This is a genomic window from Flavobacterium sp. GL_143, from assembly GCF_057834355.1.
Genome location: NZ_CM174401.1, coordinates 3385988 through 3406247, shown reverse-complemented (window position 1 = coordinate 3406247; position 20260 = coordinate 3385988). Strand labels below are relative to the sequence as shown.

The 20260-nt window shown below is 35.6% G+C and carries 10 protein-coding genes, 2 tRNA genes and 3 rRNA genes; 6 read left to right on the top strand and 9 right to left on the bottom strand.

Translation table 11 applies throughout. From position 1 onward, the window contains the following. Positions 1-97: 97 nt before the first annotated feature. Complete coding sequence (locus AC3IPI_RS14735; RefSeq protein WP_489153639.1) at positions 98-2806, top strand: S8 family serine peptidase; 2709 nt, start codon at positions 98-100, stop codon at positions 2804-2806. A gap of 634 nt (positions 2807-3440) precedes the next feature. Here the strand turns inward: AC3IPI_RS14735 and rrf are convergent. From rrf to AC3IPI_RS14700, 7 genes are all read right to left on the bottom strand, one after another. Next, a 5S ribosomal RNA gene (gene rrf / locus AC3IPI_RS14730) occupies positions 3441-3550 on the bottom strand. Positions 3551-3717: 167 nt separating this feature from the next. Further along, positions 3718-6602: ribosomal RNA gene (locus AC3IPI_RS14725) — 23S ribosomal RNA — on the bottom strand. A 174-nt stretch (positions 6603-6776) separates the two neighbouring features. Further along, a tRNA-Ala gene (locus AC3IPI_RS14720) sits at positions 6777-6850 on the bottom strand. 156 nt (positions 6851-7006) lie between these two features. Then, positions 7007-7080: transfer RNA gene (locus AC3IPI_RS14715), tRNA-Ile, on the bottom strand. Between the two features lie 120 nt (positions 7081-7200). Further along, a 16S ribosomal RNA gene (locus AC3IPI_RS14710) occupies positions 7201-8714 on the bottom strand. Together the 16S, 23S and 5S rRNA genes with 2 tRNA genes alongside form the textbook arrangement of a ribosomal RNA operon. A 1077-nt stretch (positions 8715-9791) precedes the next feature. After that, positions 9792-10484, bottom strand: a complete 693-nt coding sequence (locus AC3IPI_RS14705) for an SIMPL domain-containing protein (protein ID WP_039119921.1) — start codon at positions 10482-10484, stop codon at positions 9792-9794. 50 nt (positions 10485-10534) lie between these two features. Next, positions 10535-11173: a rhomboid family intramembrane serine protease gene (locus AC3IPI_RS14700; protein WP_489153637.1), complete on the bottom strand. Its 639-nt coding sequence runs from the start codon at positions 11171-11173 to the stop codon at positions 10535-10537. Positions 11174-11286: 113 nt separating this feature from the next. Between AC3IPI_RS14700 and AC3IPI_RS14695 the strand changes: the two genes are divergently transcribed. Further along, positions 11287-12156, top strand: a complete 870-nt coding sequence (locus AC3IPI_RS14695) for a lysophospholipid acyltransferase family protein (protein ID WP_489153635.1) — start codon at positions 11287-11289, stop codon at positions 12154-12156. Positions 12157-12274: 118 nt separating this feature from the next. Here AC3IPI_RS14695 and AC3IPI_RS14690 read toward each other — a convergent pair whose 3' ends face one another. Both AC3IPI_RS14690 and glmM read right to left on the bottom strand, forming a co-directional pair. Then, positions 12275-13078 (bottom strand): hypothetical protein, encoded by an 804-nt coding sequence (locus AC3IPI_RS14690; RefSeq protein WP_489153633.1) that lies wholly within the window; start codon positions 13076-13078, stop codon positions 12275-12277. A gap of 253 nt (positions 13079-13331) precedes the next feature. Beyond that, positions 13332-14720: a phosphoglucosamine mutase gene (gene glmM / locus AC3IPI_RS14685; RefSeq protein ID WP_489153631.1), complete on the bottom strand. Its 1389-nt coding sequence runs from the start codon at positions 14718-14720 to the stop codon at positions 13332-13334. Between the two features lie 189 nt (positions 14721-14909). Between glmM and AC3IPI_RS14680 the strand changes: the two genes are divergently transcribed. The 4 genes from AC3IPI_RS14680 to AC3IPI_RS14665 all read left to right on the top strand — a co-directional run bounded on the left by AC3IPI_RS14680 (position 14910) and on the right by AC3IPI_RS14665 (position 20108). Beyond that, complete coding sequence (locus AC3IPI_RS14680; protein ID WP_489153629.1) at positions 14910-15494, top strand: acyl carrier protein phosphodiesterase; 585 nt, start codon at positions 14910-14912, stop codon at positions 15492-15494. Beyond that, a complete protein-coding gene (gene ggt / locus AC3IPI_RS14675; protein ID WP_086894077.1) occupies positions 15491-17176 on the top strand; it encodes a gamma-glutamyltransferase in 1686 nt (561 codons plus the stop codon). The genes AC3IPI_RS14680 and ggt overlap by 4 nt, the downstream gene beginning before the upstream one ends. Before the next feature lie 130 nt (positions 17177-17306). Next, positions 17307-19091, top strand: a complete 1785-nt coding sequence (locus AC3IPI_RS14670) for a chloride channel protein (protein WP_489153627.1) — start codon at positions 17307-17309, stop codon at positions 19089-19091. A 63-nt stretch (positions 19092-19154) separates the two neighbouring features. After that, the gene (locus AC3IPI_RS14665) at positions 19155-20108 is read left to right on the top strand and encodes a Fic family protein (protein ID WP_489153626.1); all 954 of its coding nucleotides are present in this window, start codon (positions 19155-19157) and stop codon (positions 20106-20108) included. Positions 20109-20260 lie beyond the last annotated feature (152 nt).

The window sequence follows — 20260 nt, the reverse complement described above, 5'->3', positions numbered from 1 at the left end:
AACATTTCAGATAGAAATCATTAAGTACAAATTTCATCTTTGATTTATCTAAATTCATTAATAAAAATGTTTAAAATTGCCCCAACATCTACTGTAAATGAAGACACAAATTACTTTTCTCTTTTTTATGATAACGACAATCAGTCTCTCTCAAAGCTCTGAAAAATGGAAACAATACATAGAAAAAGAAAACGAAACAAAATTTGAGAAATACTATTTTACATCTTTAGAAAATGCACATCACAATAAATACAAAGTTGTAAAAAAATTGGATAGTACTTTTTGTATAGTAGAAAATTTAAAATCTAATCAACCTTTAAAGAAAACACGCTCAGTAAATAGCTTATGGAAATTACCATCCAATTTTTCAAATCACACCGAAGACAAGCAATATATAATAGCAACTGATAGTATCAAAGCATTAATTACAGATTTAAAAACAATCAACATTTCTGAGATCGAAATACTAAATAACCAACTTATAATCATAAAAAGTGATTCAAAAAAAATTATTGACCACATTATAACTTTGAGCAGTGTATCTTCTATTTCGCAAGAGTCCCTTCAACCAAAAGTTGAATCTAAAATAATCGATCAAAATTTTAGTATCAATTCTATAAATAAAGCCAATACTAATTTCCCTCTTATAACAGGCGAAAACCAAATTGTAGGCATCAAAGATGATTTATTTGATGTAAATGATATTGATTTACTAAACAAACACATTCCTTCTCAAACAGAATCTGCTATTGTATCGAGCCATGCAACAGCTATGGCAACTATAGTTTCTGGATTAGGAAATAGTTCTGCACTAGGAAAAGGAGTTGCTCAAAAGGCCAAGATACAATCGTCTGACTTTTTGAATATCTATCCTGATGAAATAGCATCTTTTCAAGATGTTACTATTCAAAATCATTCCTACGGTACCAATATTGAGAATTTTTATGGTTCTCTGGCCAATGCTTATGATTCTCAATTATTCTTAAATCCTAATTTGACTCATTGTTTTTCTTCTGGGAATAGCGGACTTCAAGGTTATAAATCTATTACTGGTAATTTCAAGCAATCCAAAAACAGTATCGCAGTAGGGTGTATTGATCAAAACGAAGTAATTATGCCGTTTTCTTCAAAAGGACCAGCTTATGACGGTCGAATAAAACCTGAGTTAGTAGCCTACAGCACGCAAGGAACTTCAAATTCCACAGCAATAGCTACAGGGATTATTGCATTAATGAAACAACATTATAAAACTATAAATAATATCTCTTTATCTAATTCCCTAACAAAAGCAATTTTAATTAATAGTGCAAAAGATTTAGGGAACATAGGTCCAGATTTTACCTATGGTTATGGTAATATCAATGCTGATAAAAGTTTAAGAACAATCAGTGAAAATAGAATTATATCAGGTAATTTGACATCCGGACAAACAAATTTACATACCGTTACCCTCCCTCCAAATACAAAAAACTTAAAAATCACATTAGTTTGGAACGATTTGCCGGCTGCAATCAACAGTAATATAAGTTTGGTAAACGATTTAGATATGGAGGTTAAGTCGGCCGACAACACCACTTTTTTACCATGGATTCTTAATCCTGAGACCCCACAGCAGCAAGCTGTAAGAGGAAAAGATAAAATTAATACTATAGAGCAAGTTACTATTGAAAATCCCGCATCTGGATCTTATACTATCAATATTATTGGCTCATACATATCTAACTCATCTCAGGAATACAGCATCGCATACGAATATGAATTGGAAAATCGATTTGAATGGAATTACCCAGTTAATAATGATAATTTCCCTTATGATGGCAAAACTATTTCCCCTTTCAAATGGAATTCTTCATTTTCTAATATCCCTGGACAATTATCTATTAGTTATAATAATGGGCAGACTTGGGAAATTCTCGCAAATGATATAAATCTAAATACGGAACAATTTACCTATACCCCTGCAGAACAAAAATTTTCAAAGGCAAAATTAAAAATGACCATTGATAATACCGATTATATCTCTGATAGCTTTACAATATCTTATGATTTAAATATCAGTACCAGCTTAGTTTGTGATGGCACAACAGAAATTAACTGGGATAAACCTGCCGATGTTTCTTCATTTAATATTTATCAATTGACAGGAGATTATTTGGAATTTAAAGAACAAACAACAAACACAACTTACACCTATACAGATGAAAAAACTCACACTGTTATTCCTGTATTTGACAATATCGAAGGAATAAAAAGTGAGTCAACATTACAGTATGTACAAAACTCAAATTGTTATTTCGAATTAGCTTTAGCAGAAGTTTATGAAGAGAATAAAATAAAAATTAATGCCAGTCTTTTCAGCTTGTACAACATCAAAAGAATTGAGATAATAAAAATAATTAATAATTCAGAAGGTGTTATTAACACAATAGATAATATCACTTCAAAAACATTCTCTTTTTTAGATATGGCTCCCTTAAAAGGAAGTAATAAATATAAAATAAATATAATTTTAAAAAACAATAATATAGTAAGCTCCCTAATTCTTGATACTAATTATCTAGGCAATGATTTATTTTTTGTACACCCTAGCCATTTAAGCAAAAATGAAGAATTAAATATTGAAGCCAAAAAAGAAGAAAATGCTATTTTTTATTTATATAATATTATTGGACAAAACACTATTACTTCCCCGTTACTTTCTAAAACCAATAACATTAATCTAAAGAATATTGCCACAGGAATTTATATCTATAAAATTATTACAAGCTTAGGCGATATTCAAACAGGAAAAATTGCAGTTTTTTAAGCTATTCTTAGATATTATTTTTTTTGGAAGAGATATTTTCAATATATAAAATCACATGGCATCTTTATACAAAATCGTTGCGCAATTCTTTGCCGCAACATACGTCTCAAAAAACTCAAAAGGGATATCTTATATTCCAGCAATAAGAAAATCATCTCAAAACCTCATTAAATAGCTTTAAGAACCTAAAAAACAAAAAGGATAAGAAAACTACTTACAAATACTAGAACTAAAAGAAATTATCTCATTTAAGAAAGCTTTAATATACTTTCAGATGTAATTGCACAAATACTGAAGAATATTTGCTTATATCGATACATATTAACTAAAAAGGACAAACAAAAAAGATTCTTTGATTCAAATTGCTCAATTATGTCTAAAGAACATAAAATAGATCTATAATCTAGATATATTTTACGTTTGTTTCTTGTATAATGCTTCCGATTTTAACCGCAGAGTAATGAAATAGAAAAACACAAAGGTTCGCAAAGCTATTGATTAAACTTTGCGAACCTTTGTGTAAGCCTTTGCGCTCTTTGCGGTATTTATTTTACCTAATCACTCTCAGCTCTACAAATCCCAAAAAAATAAGTACAAAAAAAATCCTCATCAATTACTTGATGAGGATTCTAAAGAAAGGCGACGACATACTCTCCCACATAACTGCAGTACCATCTGCGCAGGCGGGCTTAACTACTCTGTTCGGGATGGGAAGAGGTGAGCCCCGCCGCAATAACCACCTTAAGGTTGTTAGTTGTTGGGTTTTCGTTGTCGGTTGATGGATTTCTCCAGCAACTATCAACTATTAACCATCAACTGCTCTGCGTCGAGCAAATATCTTAACACACTGAGATAAAGAAAAAAGTATTTTTTAGAAAGTTTCTCCCCCACGCCGAGGCGTGGGGAAAAGCGTACATAAGCTTACGGATTATTAGTACTACTCGACTATGACATTACTGCCTTTACATCTATAGCCTATCAACGTGGTCATCTCCCACGATCCTTAAAAGAAATCTCATCTTGTGGTGGGTTTCGCGCTTATATGCTTTCAGCGCTTATCCCTTCCAAACGTAGCTACTCTGCGGTGCTCCTGGCGGAACAACAGATACACTAGAGGTTTGTCCAATTCGGTCCTCTCGTACTAGAATCAGATCCACTCAAATTTCTTGCGCCCACAGTAGATAGAGACCGAACTGTCTCACGACGTTCTGAACCCAGCTCGCGTGCCACTTTAATGGGCGAACAGCCCAACCCTTGGGACCTTCTCCAGCCCCAGGATGTGACGAGCCGACATCGAGGTGCCAAACCCCCCCGTCGATATGAGCTCTTGGGGGAGATCAGCCTGTTATCCCCGGCGTACCTTTTATCCTTTGAGCGATGGCCCTTCCATGCGGAACCACCGGATCACTATGCTCTACTTTCGTACCTGATCGACCTGTATGTCTCTCAGTCAAGCTCCCTTATGCCATTGCACTCTACGCACGGTTACCAAGCGTACTGAGGGAACCTTTAGAAGCCTCCGTTACTCTTTTGGAGGCGACCACCCCAGTCAAACTACCCACCAAGCAATGTCCCCCGCTTGAGCGGGGTTAGGCCTCAGATAAACAAAGGGTTGTATTTCAACAATGACTCCACAACGCCTAGCGACGCCACTTCACAGTCTCCAACCTATCCTACACATCATTTATCCAAGGTCAATACTAAGCTATAGTAAAGGTGCACAGGGTCTTTTCGTCCCACTGCGGGTAAGCGGCATCTTCACCGCTACTACAATTTCACCGAGCTCATGGCTGAGACAGTGTCCAGATCGTTACACCATTCGTGCAGGTCGGAACTTACCCGACAAGGAATTTCGCTACCTTAGGACCGTTATAGTTACGGCCGCCGTTTACTGGGGCTTCAATTCAATGCTTCTCCGAAGATAACATCTCCTCTTAACCTTCCAGCACCGGGCAGGTGTCAGGCCCTATACTTCATCTTACGATTTTGCAGAGCCCTGTGTTTTTGATAAACAGTCGCCTGGACCTCTTCACTGCGGCCAGCATTGCTGCTGGCGACCTTTCTCCCGAAGTTACAGGTCTATTTTGCCTAATTCCTTAGCCATGAATCTCTCGAGCACCTTAGGATTCTCTCCTCGACTACCTGTGTCGGTTTGCGGTACGGGTACTTATTACCTGAAGTTTAGAGGTTTTTCTTGGAAGCCCTTAGGCGCACTATCTCTTTGACCGAAGTCTCCGAGTACTATCGTATTTCCCCAAGCCGCGTGGATTTGCCTGCGCAGCTTATAGGTAGGTACTTCAACGAACTATTCCGTCAGTTCGCGGCGCTTTCATCACTCCGTCACCCCATCACAGTAATAAGTAGTACGGGAATATTAACCCGTGGTCCATCGACTGTCCCTTTCGGGTTCGCCTTAGGTCCCGACTAACCCACAGCTGATTAGCATAGCTGTGGAAACCTTAGTCTTTCGGTGTGCGGGTTTCTCGCCCGCATTATCGTTACTTATGCCTACATTTTCTTTTCTAACCAGTCCAGCACGCCTTACGACGCACCTTCAACCCTGTTAGAATGCTCCCCTACCACTTTAACTTACGTTAAAATCCATAGCTTCGGTAATATGTTTATGCCCGATTATTATCCATGCTCGTCCGCTCGACTAGTGAGCTGTTACGCACTCTTTAAATGAATGGCTGCTTCCAAGCCAACATCCTAGCTGTCTGGGCAGACAAACCTCGTTCTTTCAACTTAACATATATTTGGGGACCTTAGCTGATGGTCTGGGTTCTTTCCCTCTCGGACTTGGACCTTAGCACCCAAGCCCTCACTGTTGTGAAACATTATATAGCATTCGGAGTTTGTCAGGAATTGGTAGGCGGTGAAGCCCCCGCATCCAATCAGTAGCTCTACCTCTATATAACTTTATGCACAACGCTGCACCTAAATGCATTTCGGGGAGTACGAGCTATTTCCGAGTTTGATTGGCCTTTCACCCCTACCCACAGGTCATCCGAAGACTTTTCAACGTCAACCGGTTCGGTCCTCCACTGTGTGTTACCACAGCTTCAACCTGCCCATGGGTAGATCACACGGTTTCGCGTCTAACACTACTGACTAAAGCGCCCTATTCAGACTCGCTTTCGCTACGGATCCGTGGCTTAACCACTTATCCTTGCCAGCAACGTTAACTCGTAGGCTCATTATGCAAAAGGCACGCCGTCACCCCACGAAAGGGCTCCGACCGCTTGTAAGCGTATGGTTTCAGGATCTATTTCACTCCGTTATTCACGGTTCTTTTCACCTTTCCCTCACGGTACTGGTTCACTATCGGTCTCTCAGGAGTATTTAGCCTTAGCGGATGGTCCCGCCAAATTCAGACAGGGTTTCACGTGCCCCGCCCTACTCAGGATACCACTATCCTTTACACTCATTACCTATACGGGACTATCACCCTCTATGGTTCTACTTTCCAGTAGATTCTAATTCTTTGTGCAAGAAATGTCGTGGTCCTACAACCCCAACATTGCCGTAACAACATTGGTTTGGGCTAATCCGCGTTCGCTCGCCACTACTTACGGAATCACTTTTGTTTTCTTCTCCTCCGCCTACTTAGATGTTTCAGTTCAGCGGGTTTGCCCACCTATCGGTGTACTATGTCTTCAACATAGTGGGTTGCCCCATTCAGGTATTTACGGATCATATCGTGTGTGCCGATCCCCGTAACTTTTCGCAGCTTATCACGCCTTTCATCGCCTCTGAGAGCCAAGGCATCCCCCATACGCCCTTATTTTGCTTATTGTACCAGTCTTGACAAGTCAAGACCGTTTTCTTTATCGTCTGTATCACTACTTTCAATAAAAAATGCTTTCTACTTTTTATTATTTTCTTATCTCAATATGTCAATGAACTTTATTATGCTTTAGGCTTTACGCTTTAGGCATTAAGCTTTTAGCCTACGGCTTATAGCTTTTTGTGGAGAATAACGGAGTCGAACCGTTGACCTCCTGCGTGCAAGGCAGGCGCTCTAGCCAGCTGAGCTAATCCCCCATTTTAATTAAAAATTAAAAATCGTGAATTAAAAATTATGAACTTTATCATTCTTAATCTTTCAACTTCTAAAATTTCCTTTTTTTTTAAGTTTACAGTCTTTTCTTTTGTTTTAAATTCATAATTTATAATTATCAATTCACAACTCTAAAAAAGTAGTCCCGGGCAGACTCGAACTGCCGACCCCTACATTATCAGTGTAGTACTCTAACCAGCTGAGCTACGAGACTCTGTTTTACTTAATTGTATTATTTGAACTAACAGCAGAGTAATATAATCTTCAATTTAACCTATAGGTCAATTCGTCTTCTTTCCCTAACGTGCATTGCTGCTAACATATAGGGCTCTAGAAAGGAGGTGTTCCAGCCGCACCTTCCGGTACGGCTACCTTGTTACGACTTAGCCCTAGTTACCAGTTTTACCCTAGGCAGCTCCTTGCGGTCACCGACTTCAGGCACCCCCAGCTTCCATGGCTTGACGGGCGGTGTGTACAAGGCCCGGGAACGTATTCACCGGATCATGGCTGATATCCGATTACTAGCGATTCCAGCTTCACGGAGTCGAGTTGCAGACTCCGATCCGAACTGTGACCGGTTTTATAGATTCGCTCCTGGTCGCCCAGTGGCTGCTCTCTGTACCGGCCATTGTAGCACGTGTGTAGCCCAAGGCGTAAGGGCCGTGATGATTTGACGTCATCCCCACCTTCCTCACAGTTTGCACTGGCAGTCTTGTTAGAGTTCCCGACATGACTCGCTGGCAACTAACAACAGGGGTTGCGCTCGTTATAGGACTTAACCTGACACCTCACGGCACGAGCTGACGACAACCATGCAGCACCTTGTAAATTGTCTTGCGAAAGATCTGTTTCCAAATCGGTCAATCTACATTTAAGCCTTGGTAAGGTTCCTCGCGTATCATCGAATTAAACCACATGCTCCACCGCTTGTGCGGGCCCCCGTCAATTCCTTTGAGTTTCATTCTTGCGAACGTACTCCCCAGGTGGGATACTTATCACTTTCGCTTAGCCACTGAAATTGCTCCCAACAGCTAGTATCCATCGTTTACGGCGTGGACTACCAGGGTATCTAATCCTGTTCGCTACCCACGCTTTCGTCCATCAGCGTCAATCAATTAGTAGTAACCTGCCTTCGCAATTGGTATTCCATGTAATCTCTAAGCATTTCACCGCTACACTACATATTCTAGTTACTTCCTAATAATTCAAGTTTAACAGTATCAATGGCCGTTCCACCGTTGAGCGATGGGCTTTCACCACTGACTTATTAAACCGCCTACGGACCCTTTAAACCCAATGATTCCGGATAACGCTTGGATCCTCCGTATTACCGCGGCTGCTGGCACGGAGTTAGCCGATCCTTATTCTTACAGTACCGTCAAGGCTCTACACGTAGAACTGTTTCTTCCTGTACAAAAGCAGTTTACAATCCATAGGACCGTCATCCTGCACGCGGCATGGCTGGATCAGGCTTGCGCCCATTGTCCAATATTCCTCACTGCTGCCTCCCGTAGGAGTCTGGTCCGTGTCTCAGTACCAGTGTGGGGGATCTCCCTCTCAGGACCCCTACCCATCGTAGCCTTGGTAAGCCGTTACCTTACCAACTAGCTAATGGGACGCATGCTCATCTTTTACCGTTGTGACTTTAATAATTGCTCGATGCCGAGCTATTATACTATGAGGTATTAATCCAAATTTCTCTGGGCTATCCCTCTGTAAAAGGTAGATTGCATACGCGTTACGCACCCGTGCGCCGGTCTCTGCTCCCGAAGAAGCATACCCCTCGACTTGCATGTGTTAAGCCTGCCGCTAGCGTTCATCCTGAGCCAGGATCAAACTCTTCATCGTATATTTTAATATTATATTGCGACTAATGATTCTATCGGTTTTTTCAAATCTCTCGATTCTATTACTCTTATTTTGTTGTTCTAAGATCTCTCTTAAAACGGCTGTCAATTCAATATGTCTAGGAACGTGTTCTTCTTTTTTAATGTCGCTTGTTTCTCAAAGCGGGTGCAAAAGTAGAAAAGTCTTTTCTAACTGGCAAGAAATTTGTGAAGTTTTTTTTTGGGAAATTTTCGCTTCCGTTTTCTTCTTTCTTATCAATCTTTCAAGGAACTTTGCTTGTTTTGCGGGGTGCAAATGTAACATCCGTTTTCCATTCTCACAAGCTTTTCTAAATCTTTTTTTTTTAGAATTTTATTTCTAATTTGATTCGTAATGCTTGCCAGTATTTAAAGGAACGTTTGTCGTTGTTGCGGGTGCAAAACTACCACCTTTATTCAGTTAATCAATACTTTTTATGGAGTATTTTTTGATTATTTTTTAACAGTCTGATAACGGTATGTTTACGGGTGTGGTTTTTTCTTTCTATCTGGCTTTTTGGACTCTTCCTCTAGGTTTTCCTTGTTTTTACTGGGTTTTGCTAGGTTTCGCGCAAAGTCGCGAAGTCGCAAAGTTTATTATATTGTCTTCCTTATAGGAGTTTTGTTATGTTTTGTCGTCCCTAGCCCTGATAGTAGCGGAAATCCTTGGCCTTTTTTCTTTAAAAAGGTCAAGATTGTAGCGCATAGCAGGAAATAGCTCCTGAAAAAACTTCTCCTATATAGTATAGTAGAATATTGCTCCTATATATAAGGTCATAAAAAAATAGCTACTATATATAATAACTTGATTGGAGTATTCCTGAAACCTATAACTCGGCTTATTCATCAATTCTACCTACTCCTATATATAAGGACGATATCACACCTTATATATGTGGGCATACAAAAAGAAGATTGCCTGTTACCTCAAAAAACCTCATTGAATCAGCCATTATTACTTTTTACAAAACTTAGCCTCTGTTTTGAGACAAGAAACAGCTAAGCAAAAAAAATCCCGCCATTTATAAAATGACGGGATTTACTATTTAGAGGATTTTATTTATTCTAAAATAAAACTCACACTTACATTTGATACAATTTCTATTTCTCCAATAGCAAGCGTTTCATTAGAAGCTGCACCAGCACTATCCATAGCCATAGATTTCATAGCTGCATACATAGGTTGCGGACGGTATCCTTGTGAGTTATCTGAAATAACAATTGCTTTACCTACTTTTTGCCCTAAAACTGAAACATAATCTTCTGCTTTAGACTTTGCATCTTTTATTGCCAATTTTCTAGCTTCTGACTCATGTTGTGCTAGTTTTGAAGATTCGAAAGTAACACCATCGATACGATTGATTCCCTGATCAACCAAACCTTCCATTAACTCATCATACTTTGTTAAATCTTTCAATGAAATTTCTACTGTTTGTGTAGCGTTATAATTATGTTTCTTTTTTTCATAATCATATTGCGGATTTAGTGCAACTTGTTTTGTTTTGAAATCAGCAGTTGGAATATTCATTTTTTTAATGAATTTTAAAACAGCATCCATTTTCTGGTCGTTTTGCTTTTTTACATCTTTAGCATTACTTCCTTTGGTTTCAATTGTTGCTAAAATTGTTGCCTGATCTGGAGCAACTTTTACTTTTCCTTCTCCAGACACACTAATTTGAGGAATTTGCTTGGTTTCTTGAGCGTAAGACATAGTCATAAACATAAGGGTTAAAAATAGAGCTACTTTTTTCATATTTGTATTATTTAATTGTTTTTTGTTATTCCTTTTCAAAAGTTGTGCCATTATAGTTTTCCTAGCTTAGCCATTACAAAAAGTATAACAATTGGTATAGCTAACAAGATAACCATAAGACTGTGATCATAAACTAAAGATGGTTCTTTTATCAATGTAATCATATAACCTCCAATGGCTCCGCCAAAATGCGCTGTATGTCCAATATTATCATTTTTAGCTCTCATCCCGTATATTGAATACAATAAATATAAGATTCCGAAAAGATAAGCTGGCATCGGAATTATAAAAAATATTCCTAACATCATGTCAGGTTGTAATAATATCGCCGAATACAATATTCCTGTTACCGCTCCGGAAGCTCCTACTGCGCGATAACTATAATCATTTTTATGAAACAACATCGTTAGCAAGTTCCCGAAAATTAAACTTCCAAAATAAATCAAAAGAAAAGAAATTGTGCCTAAATAATTTATTACATCTGGTGCAAAAAAACAAAGTGTCAACATATTAAAGATTAAATGCATCATATCAACATGCAAAAAACCTGATGTTAACATTCTTATTTGTTCTCCTGAACGTATACTCCCTACGTGAAATTCATATTTTCTAAAAAAAGAAAGATCGTTAAATCCTTTATAACTAACTAAAACATTGGCAACAATTATTCCTATCAAAATGGTATTCATATACTATATTTATTATGAATTGTAAATATAGTCATTCTCCCAGAAATCACAGTTACTGATTAAAATATATACGTTATCCATTTTTGAGTTATATTTGTAAAAAATAAAACTGCATGCAATTCCTCGTTTATATACTGGCATATCCATTACTTTGGATTATATCTATTCTTCCATTTCCAATTTTTTATTTATTTTCTGATGTTGTTTATTTCATAGTTTACTACTTGGTTAGATACCGAAGAAAAACAGTGAAAGAAAATTTAGCACTTGCCTTACCTCATCTTACTGATAAAGAAAGAAAAACAATCGAAAAGAAATTCTACCAACACATGTGCGACATGTTCTTGGAAATGATAAAAACGATGACTATTTCTCCCGAAGAAATGCGCAGACGTTTTGTCCTTACCAATGTTGAGCTTATAAAAGAATACGAAGAAAAAGGCAAAAGTGTTGTTCTTGTGGCTTCACATTATGCGAGTTGGGAATGGCTGTTAACTCTAAATGCTCAAATAAAATTTAGAGGAATTGGTGTTTACAAAAAAATTGTAAATCCTTATTTTGATAAACTAGTTAGAAAAATTCGCTCTAAATATGACGCTGATTTAGTCGAAACTAAAAAAATAATCCCACTCATGGCACAAAACCAAAGAGATGGTATTTTAAGCATGTATGGCTTAGCGAGTGATCAGTCTCCAAAACTAGACAGGGCTTTTCATTGGGATACCTTTATGGGAATTGAGGTTCCTGTACATACTGGCGCCGAAATGTTAGCTAGAAAATACAACTTGAGTGTTTTATTTGTAAAAGTAAAAAAAGTAAAACGTGGATATTACGAAGCTACTTTTATCCCTATTTGCGATACTCCAAAAAAAGCAGATGGTTTTGAAATTACTCATACTTATTTAAAAGAAGTTGAAAAACAAATCCTGGAAGCTCCTGAGTATTATTTGTGGACGCACAAAAGATGGAAACACAGAAGATAACTCATAAAAAAAGCTCCAAAACTTAAACTTAATGATTTGGAGCTTTTTTTATGTAAACATTTAGATACAATCTGTTTTATCACCAAACAGAGAAAAGAAATAAACTGTTTTTTAAACATTAATAGAAATATTCTCTTGTCGAGATTTTATTATTATTATTATTATTATTATTATTATTATTATTATTATTATTATTATTATCAATACTACTTCTTAAAATTGGAAATCCTTTTGAATTGTATGAGTATTCAAATATACTTATCGTTTTTTGAAGAGAATCTGAGAAAAACTCTTGTATATTTGAAGTAGTTGACGTAGTTTTAACTATGTTATTTCTATTACCATTTAACATACTAAGAAATCGGTCATCATCAAACAATAAATCACAACCCAAAATATTTTTATACGGATTGTTCATCGTATCATATTCTTTTATTGTCGTTTGAATCACAACTTCTTGATTGTCTTTATATACATACTCTTTTTTCACAAGATTACCATTTTTAAATGTGAGAGTACCAGTTGCTTTTTCTGTTTCTGTTGAGTTAAAAACAAAGTACTTTTTAAACGAAACAGTTCCGTCTACGTTATGCGTATAAGCAGTTTTCGAGAAACCATTATCCCCAGTAAATTTTTCTGTATAACTAACTAACTTTCCATTATCATATCCAAACTCATATGTATAGTAAGCTGAAGCCTGTTTAGTAATATAATTTCCTGTATACGTAAAACTAATGTCACCACTACTAACTATTCTATTTCCGTTATATACATTTTCAGAAGAGTATGTCTCTTTATTATTTTCTTTACCAATCTCTTTTCTTAATAAAATATTCGTAGAATCATTTTCATAATCATCATCTTTAGAGCAAGAAGAGAGTATTAGTACAGAAACTAAAAATATATAAAATATTTTTTTCATTATTTTTGATATTATTATTTTTAAATTTAGAATGTTATTTTCGATAAAAATAAAACTGATCTATTCCAATAATTCAAGTTATTGCAATCAAATTAAAGTTTATGAATAAAATACATTTTAAATATTAACGATGACATAGTTCAAATATATAAATCCCAACAAATTTATTAACTAATAAACATCATGTTAATTTCACAAACAAAAATACCCGAAATTGATTTCGGGTATTTTTTATTCCATTTTATCGTGAAAATTAAATTCCTGCGATTGCTTTTATCTCATCTATAATTCTCAAAGCAAGAACATCAGCTTTTTCTTGAGAAGGTGCTTCGGTATAAATACGAATAATTGGTTCTGTATTTGACTTTCTTAAATGCACCCATTCTGTAGCAAAATCAATTTTTACTCCATCAATAGTAGTGATGTCTTCATTTTTATATTTCTCAGTCATTGCAACCAGAATAGCATCAACATCGATTTGTGGTGTTAATTCGATTTTGTTTTTACTCATATAATACTCCGGATATGAAGCACGCAAAGCCGAAACTGTCATTTTTTTGTTTGCTAAATGAGTCAAGAACAATGCAACTCCTACCAAACTATCTCTTCCGTAATGAGATTCTGGATAAATGATTCCTCCATTTCCTTCTCCTCCAATAATAGCATTGTTTTTTTTCATCAACTCTACTACATTCACTTCTCCTACAGCGCTGGCTTCATATTTTCCGCCATGAGAAACTGTAACGTCTCTTAAAGCACGAGATGATGACATATTCGAAACTGTATTCCCTGGAGTTTTACTCAAAACATAATCAGCACAAGCCACAAGAGTATATTCTTCGCCAAACATTTCACCATCTTCACAAATAAAAGCCAAACGGTCTACATCTGGATCTACTACTACTCCTAAATGCGCTTTTTCTTTTACAACTAATTCAGATATATCCGTAAGATGTTCTTTTAATGGTTCTGGGTTATGAGGAAAATGTCCGTTTGGTTCGCAATATAATTTTACTACTTCAACTCCCATTAATTCTAATAATTTTGGGATAATAATTCCTCCTGAAGAATTCACACCATCTACAACAACTTTAAATTTTGCTGCTTTTACTGCTTCAACATCTACCAAAGGCAAATTCAAAACTTCATCGATATGAATATCCATATAAGCGTCATTAATTGTAATTTCGCCTAAACTATCTACATCTGAGAAATCGAAAGCTTCTGCTTCGGCAATTTCTAAAATCTTTGCTCCTTCTGCTCCATTAAGGAATTCTCCTTTTTCATTCAATAATTTTAATGCATTCCATTGTTTTGGATTATGTGATGCAGTAAGTATTATTCCTCCATCTGCTTTTTCTAAAGGAACAGCAACTTCTACTGTTGGCGTTGTCGAAAGACCTAAATCTATTACATCAATCCCTAGTCCTACTAATGTATTTACAACTAAGTTATGAATCATTGGACCTGAAATTCTCGCGTCACGACCAATTACAACGGTTAGTTTTTCTTTTTTAATATTATTTTTAAGGAAGGTTCCATAGGCCGAAGCAAATTTTACTGCATCTACTGGAGTAAGATTATCCCCTACTTTACCACCAATTGTTCCTCTTATCCCTGATATCGATTTTATTAAAGTCATTGTATTGAGTTATGGTTATAGCTACAAATATAAAAAAGTTGCCGAGTAAGTAAGAGAATAAAAAGCCAAGATTTTAAAAAAGTAGTCAAAGCATTCTGTTTTTAGACAAATGAGTTGAAAAGTTTTTATACTTTTACATGAGTAAACTTAGTGCCTTCTGTTTTTAGAACCTTAGTAACTCCTATAAAAATGAATTTCCTAGCTCATATATACCTTTCTGGCGACAATGATTTGATTAAAATCGGCAATTTTATGGCCGATGGAATTCGGGGGAAACAATTTGAAAGTTTTCCTGCTGAAGTTCAAAAGGGGATCATTTTACATCGCGCCATAGACACTTATACTGATGCTCATCCTGTTTTTAGACAAAGCACCAAAAAACTTCATGAAAAATACCATCATTATGCTGGTGTAATTATTGATATATTTTACGATCATTTTTTAGCCAAAAACTGGAAAACTTATTCAGATGAAAATCTCAATGATTTTGTTGATCGATTTTATAATTCTTTGGCTGAAAATCATAGTATTTTAAGCGAAAAAACACAACGCATAATGCCTATTATGTTTCACGAAAACTGGCTGGTAAGTTACCAAACCATCGAGGGGATTAATCATATCCTGACTCAGATGGATCGCAGAACAAAAAACACTTCAAAAATGCAATTCGCTACAGCGGAATTAAAAGAATTCTATACCGAATTTGAAGCTGAATTTACCGAATTTTTTGAAGATTTAAAACAACACGTTAATCACAAATTACTTTCATTATGAAGAAGATTGCCTTTTTATGCTATTTTATCTCGCTTACCTCTTTTGCCCAAAACACAACTAATCAACCAACAGGATTAGTTACCAGCAAAGCAATGGTTGTTTCGGCACGAGCTGAAGCATCCAAAATTGGTTCCGACATTATGAAAAAAGGAGGAAATGCATTTGATGCTATGGTTGCTACCGAATTAGCATTGGCTGTAGCCTTCCCATACGCAGGAAACATTGGCGGAGGAGGATTTATGGTCTACCGAAAAGCAAATGGTGAAGTTGGATCTATTGATTATAGAGAAAGAGCTCCTCTGAAAGCTACCAAAGATATGTTTCTTGATAAAGACGGAAACGTTATTAAAGGAAAAAGTACTGAAACTGCTCTAGCCATTGGAATACCTGGAACTGTTGCAGGAGTTTTTGCAGTACACAAAAAATTTGGCTCCTTACCTATGTCAACAATTTTAGAACCTGTTATAGCACTAGCAGAAAGAGGTGTAATTGTGACTAAAAAACAAGAAGAGCGTTTAAACAATTACCGAGATGTAATTATAGAAAGAAACGGCAAAAATACTTTGTTAGCGACCGTATATAAAGAAAATGATACTATAAAATATTCTGCTCTTGCAGAAACTTTAAAAAGGATTCAGAAAAATGGTCGTGATGAATTTTACAAAGGAAAAACTGCTAAAATATTAGTTGATTATCTTAACAAAAGAGGTGGGATTATCTCTATGAAAGATTTAGCATCATATGAAGTAAAATGGAGAAAACCATTAACTTTTAATTACAAAGATTTAAAAATTACTTCGATGTCTCCACCTAGTAGTGGTGGAATTTGTTTGGCACAAATACTAAAAATGATTGAACCTTATGATTTAGAAAAAATGGGACATAATTCTGCGGAAGCAATTCAAGTAATTGTAGAAGCAGAAAGAAGAGCTTATGCTGATAGAAGTTACTTTTTAGGCGATCCTGATTTTGTAAAAATCCCATTAAAAGGATTACTTTCAGATGATTATTTAAAACAAAGAATGTCTACTTTTAGTTTTGACAAAGCTACTTTGTCTTCGGATGTAAAACATGGAGAAATAAAATATAGCGAAAGTACTGAAACAACTCATTATTCAATCGTAGATCAATTTGGGAATGCTGTTGCAGCAACAACGACAATTAACGATGCATACGGTTCTAAGTATTACTGTGATGAACTAGGTTTTTTCCTAAACAACGAAATGGATGATTTTAGCGTAAAACCTGGAGAACCTAATATGTTTGGATTAGTAGGAAATGAAGCTAATAGTATTGCTCCTCAAAAAAGAATGCTAAGTTCTATGACTCCAACAATTGTGGAAAAAAATGGTAGTTTATATATGGTTGTTGGAACTCCTGGTGGTTCTACAATTATTACATCGGTTTTACAAACTATATTAAATGTGCATGAATACAATTTTAGTATGCAGGAAGCTGTAAATGCACCTCGTTTTCATCACCAATGGTTACCAGACAATATTAGCTTTGAACCAAAAGCTTTTAATTCAAAAACACTTGAATATTTAAAAACCAAAAATTATATCATCAACGAAAAAAATCCTCCTGTAATTGGAAAAGTAGATGCAATTTTGGTTTTACCAAACAAAAGTCTAGAAGGTGGTGCTGATTTCCGTGGAGATGATACAGCTGTTGGTTTTTAATTAAATAACATATAAAATGTCCTTTTTTTTGAAGCTGTTAATTTCTTTCGAGAGATTAACAGCTTTAAAATTATATAGTTTGGGTTCTAAAAGCTAAATTTGCACTATTACATAACTTTTTTAAAACATAATGTTAAAAAAATACATCCGGAGATTTGAATCGATTATTGCTATGCTGCAATCTATATTGACGCAAAAGCAATTTATATTCTTGTCTAGTGTTTTGGTTGGTATTTCGTGCGCCTTTGCTGTAATTGTTTTAAAGACATTTGCCCACAGCGTATTTTCGTTTGCCACTTACATTAATGGTATTTTAAAATTAAGCTTCATCAATAGTATATTACCTATTATTGGTATTTTACTTACTGTTTTTGTTGTAAAAAGAGTTTTAGGTGGAACTATTGAAAAAGGTACTTCTCAGATATTATATACTGTTGCCAAGAAAGCGAGTATTATCCCCAAAAAACAAATGTATGCTCAAATCATCACAAGCTCTCTTACTGTTGGTCTTGGTGGATCTGCAGGTTTAGAAAGTCCAATTGTGGTTACTGGAGCAGCATTTGGTTCTAATTATGCACAAAACTATAAATTACCTTATAAAGACAGAACTTTACTTATAGGTTGCGGTGTTGCAGCTGGAATTGCAGCGGCATTTAATGCGCCAATAGCTGGGGTTCTTTTTGCTATCGAAGTTTTATTGGTCGATGTAAGTATTTCGGCATTTACCCCAATTATGATTTCGGCTGCTACTGGTGCTTTGGTTTCGGCAATTATTTTAGACGAGAGCATCTTATTAAATTTTAAGCAACAACAAACATTCGATTATCATAATATACCTTTCTACGTACTTCTAGGTGTATTAACTGGATTTGTAGCCGTTTATTACGCTAGAAATTTTCAGAGAGTCGAACATTATTTTTCCAAATTAAAATTAAGCCCTTATAAAAAAGCTTTATTTGGTTCTTCGATGTTAGCAGTTTTAATTTTTATCTTTCCAACATTATTTGGTGAGGGATATGAAAGTATAAAAACCTTATCCGAAAGTGATCCCGGAAAATTATTAGATAATACCTTATTTGCAAGCTTCAGAAACAATCAATGGGTTTTACTACTTTTTGTGGGATGTACCATGATGATGAAAGTTTTTGCTTCTGGCTTAACTATTGGTAGTGGTGGTAATGGAGGAAACTTTGCTCCTTCTTTATTTTTAGGTTCTTATTTAGGGTATTTCTTTTCAAAATTTGTTACCCTAATCGGACTTTCAAAATTGCCTATTAGTAATTTTACCATGGTAGGAATGGCTGGAATATTAAGCGGATTATTTCATGCACCTCTTACAGCAATTTTCCTGATTGCAGAAATTACTGGTGGTTATAGCTTAATGATTCCTCTTATGATAGTTTCATCTATAAGTTTTGCTATTTCTAAACGTTTTGAGAAATATTCGCTTGACGTAAAAGGTTTAGCAAAAAAAGGTCATGCTTTTACAAGCAATAAAGATTCTAATATTTTATCAACCTTAGAGATTGATTCTATCATTCAAACTGACTATTTAACTGTTTCTCCAGATGAGCATCTTAGTAAACTAGTCGATTATATATCACATTCTAATCAAGTTGTTTTCGCGGTCGTAAATAATGATGGTGAATTAGTAGGGATTGTACATTTTAATGATATTCGTGAGATTATATTTAATGTGTACCGAGTAAAATACACCTTGATAAAAGATGTTATGAAAACTCCTCCAGCAACTATTTCTTCTATAGATAGTATGGAAACGGTGATGAATAAATTTGAAGCATCTAAAGTGGCATTTTTACCTGTAATAAGAAATGGGAAATATTACGGCTTCATCTCCAAATCTATAGCCTTAGAAGCTTATAGAACTAAGTTAAGATCTATGACAATAGAATAAGCTTAACATCGGATAGATATAAAATTAGATTTATCCGATATTAAGACATACCTTTGGGGTATTATGTGGAATATAGACTTAACATATAGAACAGAATTTCAATCAACATTTGAAAGACTCTACAAAAAAAGACAAGATTTGCAAGCCAGCAGACCATTGCCTAACATTGCTTTGCATAAAATTCGTGAAAGCTTATCGATAGAATGGACATACAACTCTAATAGTATCGAAGGTAATACTATGAGTTTACGAGAAACTCAAATGGTGATTCAAGAAGGGATAACTATAAAAGGGAAATCGCTTCGAGAACATTTTGAAACTCATAACCATGATAAAGCCATTGATTATTTATATTCCATTGTAAGCGATGATTACAAACTACGAAGCATAGATATTCTTTCTCTTCATGGATTGGTGTTACGTTCTATCGAAGATGATTTTGCAGGACGCATCCGTAATGGTGGTGTTCGTATTTCGGGAGCTAATTTTATGCCTCCGAATGCTAGTAAAGTATCTGATTATCTTGATGAATTAATTGATTTTATAAATACAAATCCTTTAGGTTTAAATGATATTGAACTGGCAGCAATTTTCCATCATAAATTTGTTTGGATTCATCCTTTTTTTGATGGTAATGGACGTACCGTCCGCTTGAGCATGAATTTATTATTGATGCGTTGTGGTTTTCCGCCTGCAATCATCCTGAAAAATGATAGAAAAAAATATTACGAGGCGCTCAATCAGGCTAATAATGGTAATTATCAAAAATTGATTCTTTTGATGAGTCAAGCCCTAGAAAGAACACTTAATATTTACCTAAACGCAATGCCTGGTAACGAAACCGAGTACCAAACAATATCTGATATTGTAAGTGAGCCAAGTGCGCCTTACGGTCAGGAATATGTAAGTTTATTGGCTAGAACAGGAAAAATTGATGCTTATAAAGAAGGCAGAAATTGGTATACAACCAAAGAAGCTATTGATGATTATATTTTAACCCGCAAAAGAAAACGCTAACTACTTAAGTTGGCGTTTTTTTTATCTGTGTGAGTAATGGAACGCGGATGAAACGGATTCGCTATCGCGAAAACGCGGATAAAAACGGATTTTTTACAAACTTAGAATCTGTTTTATTATTCTTTTAAAAATCAGTTTTTATCCGCGTCTTT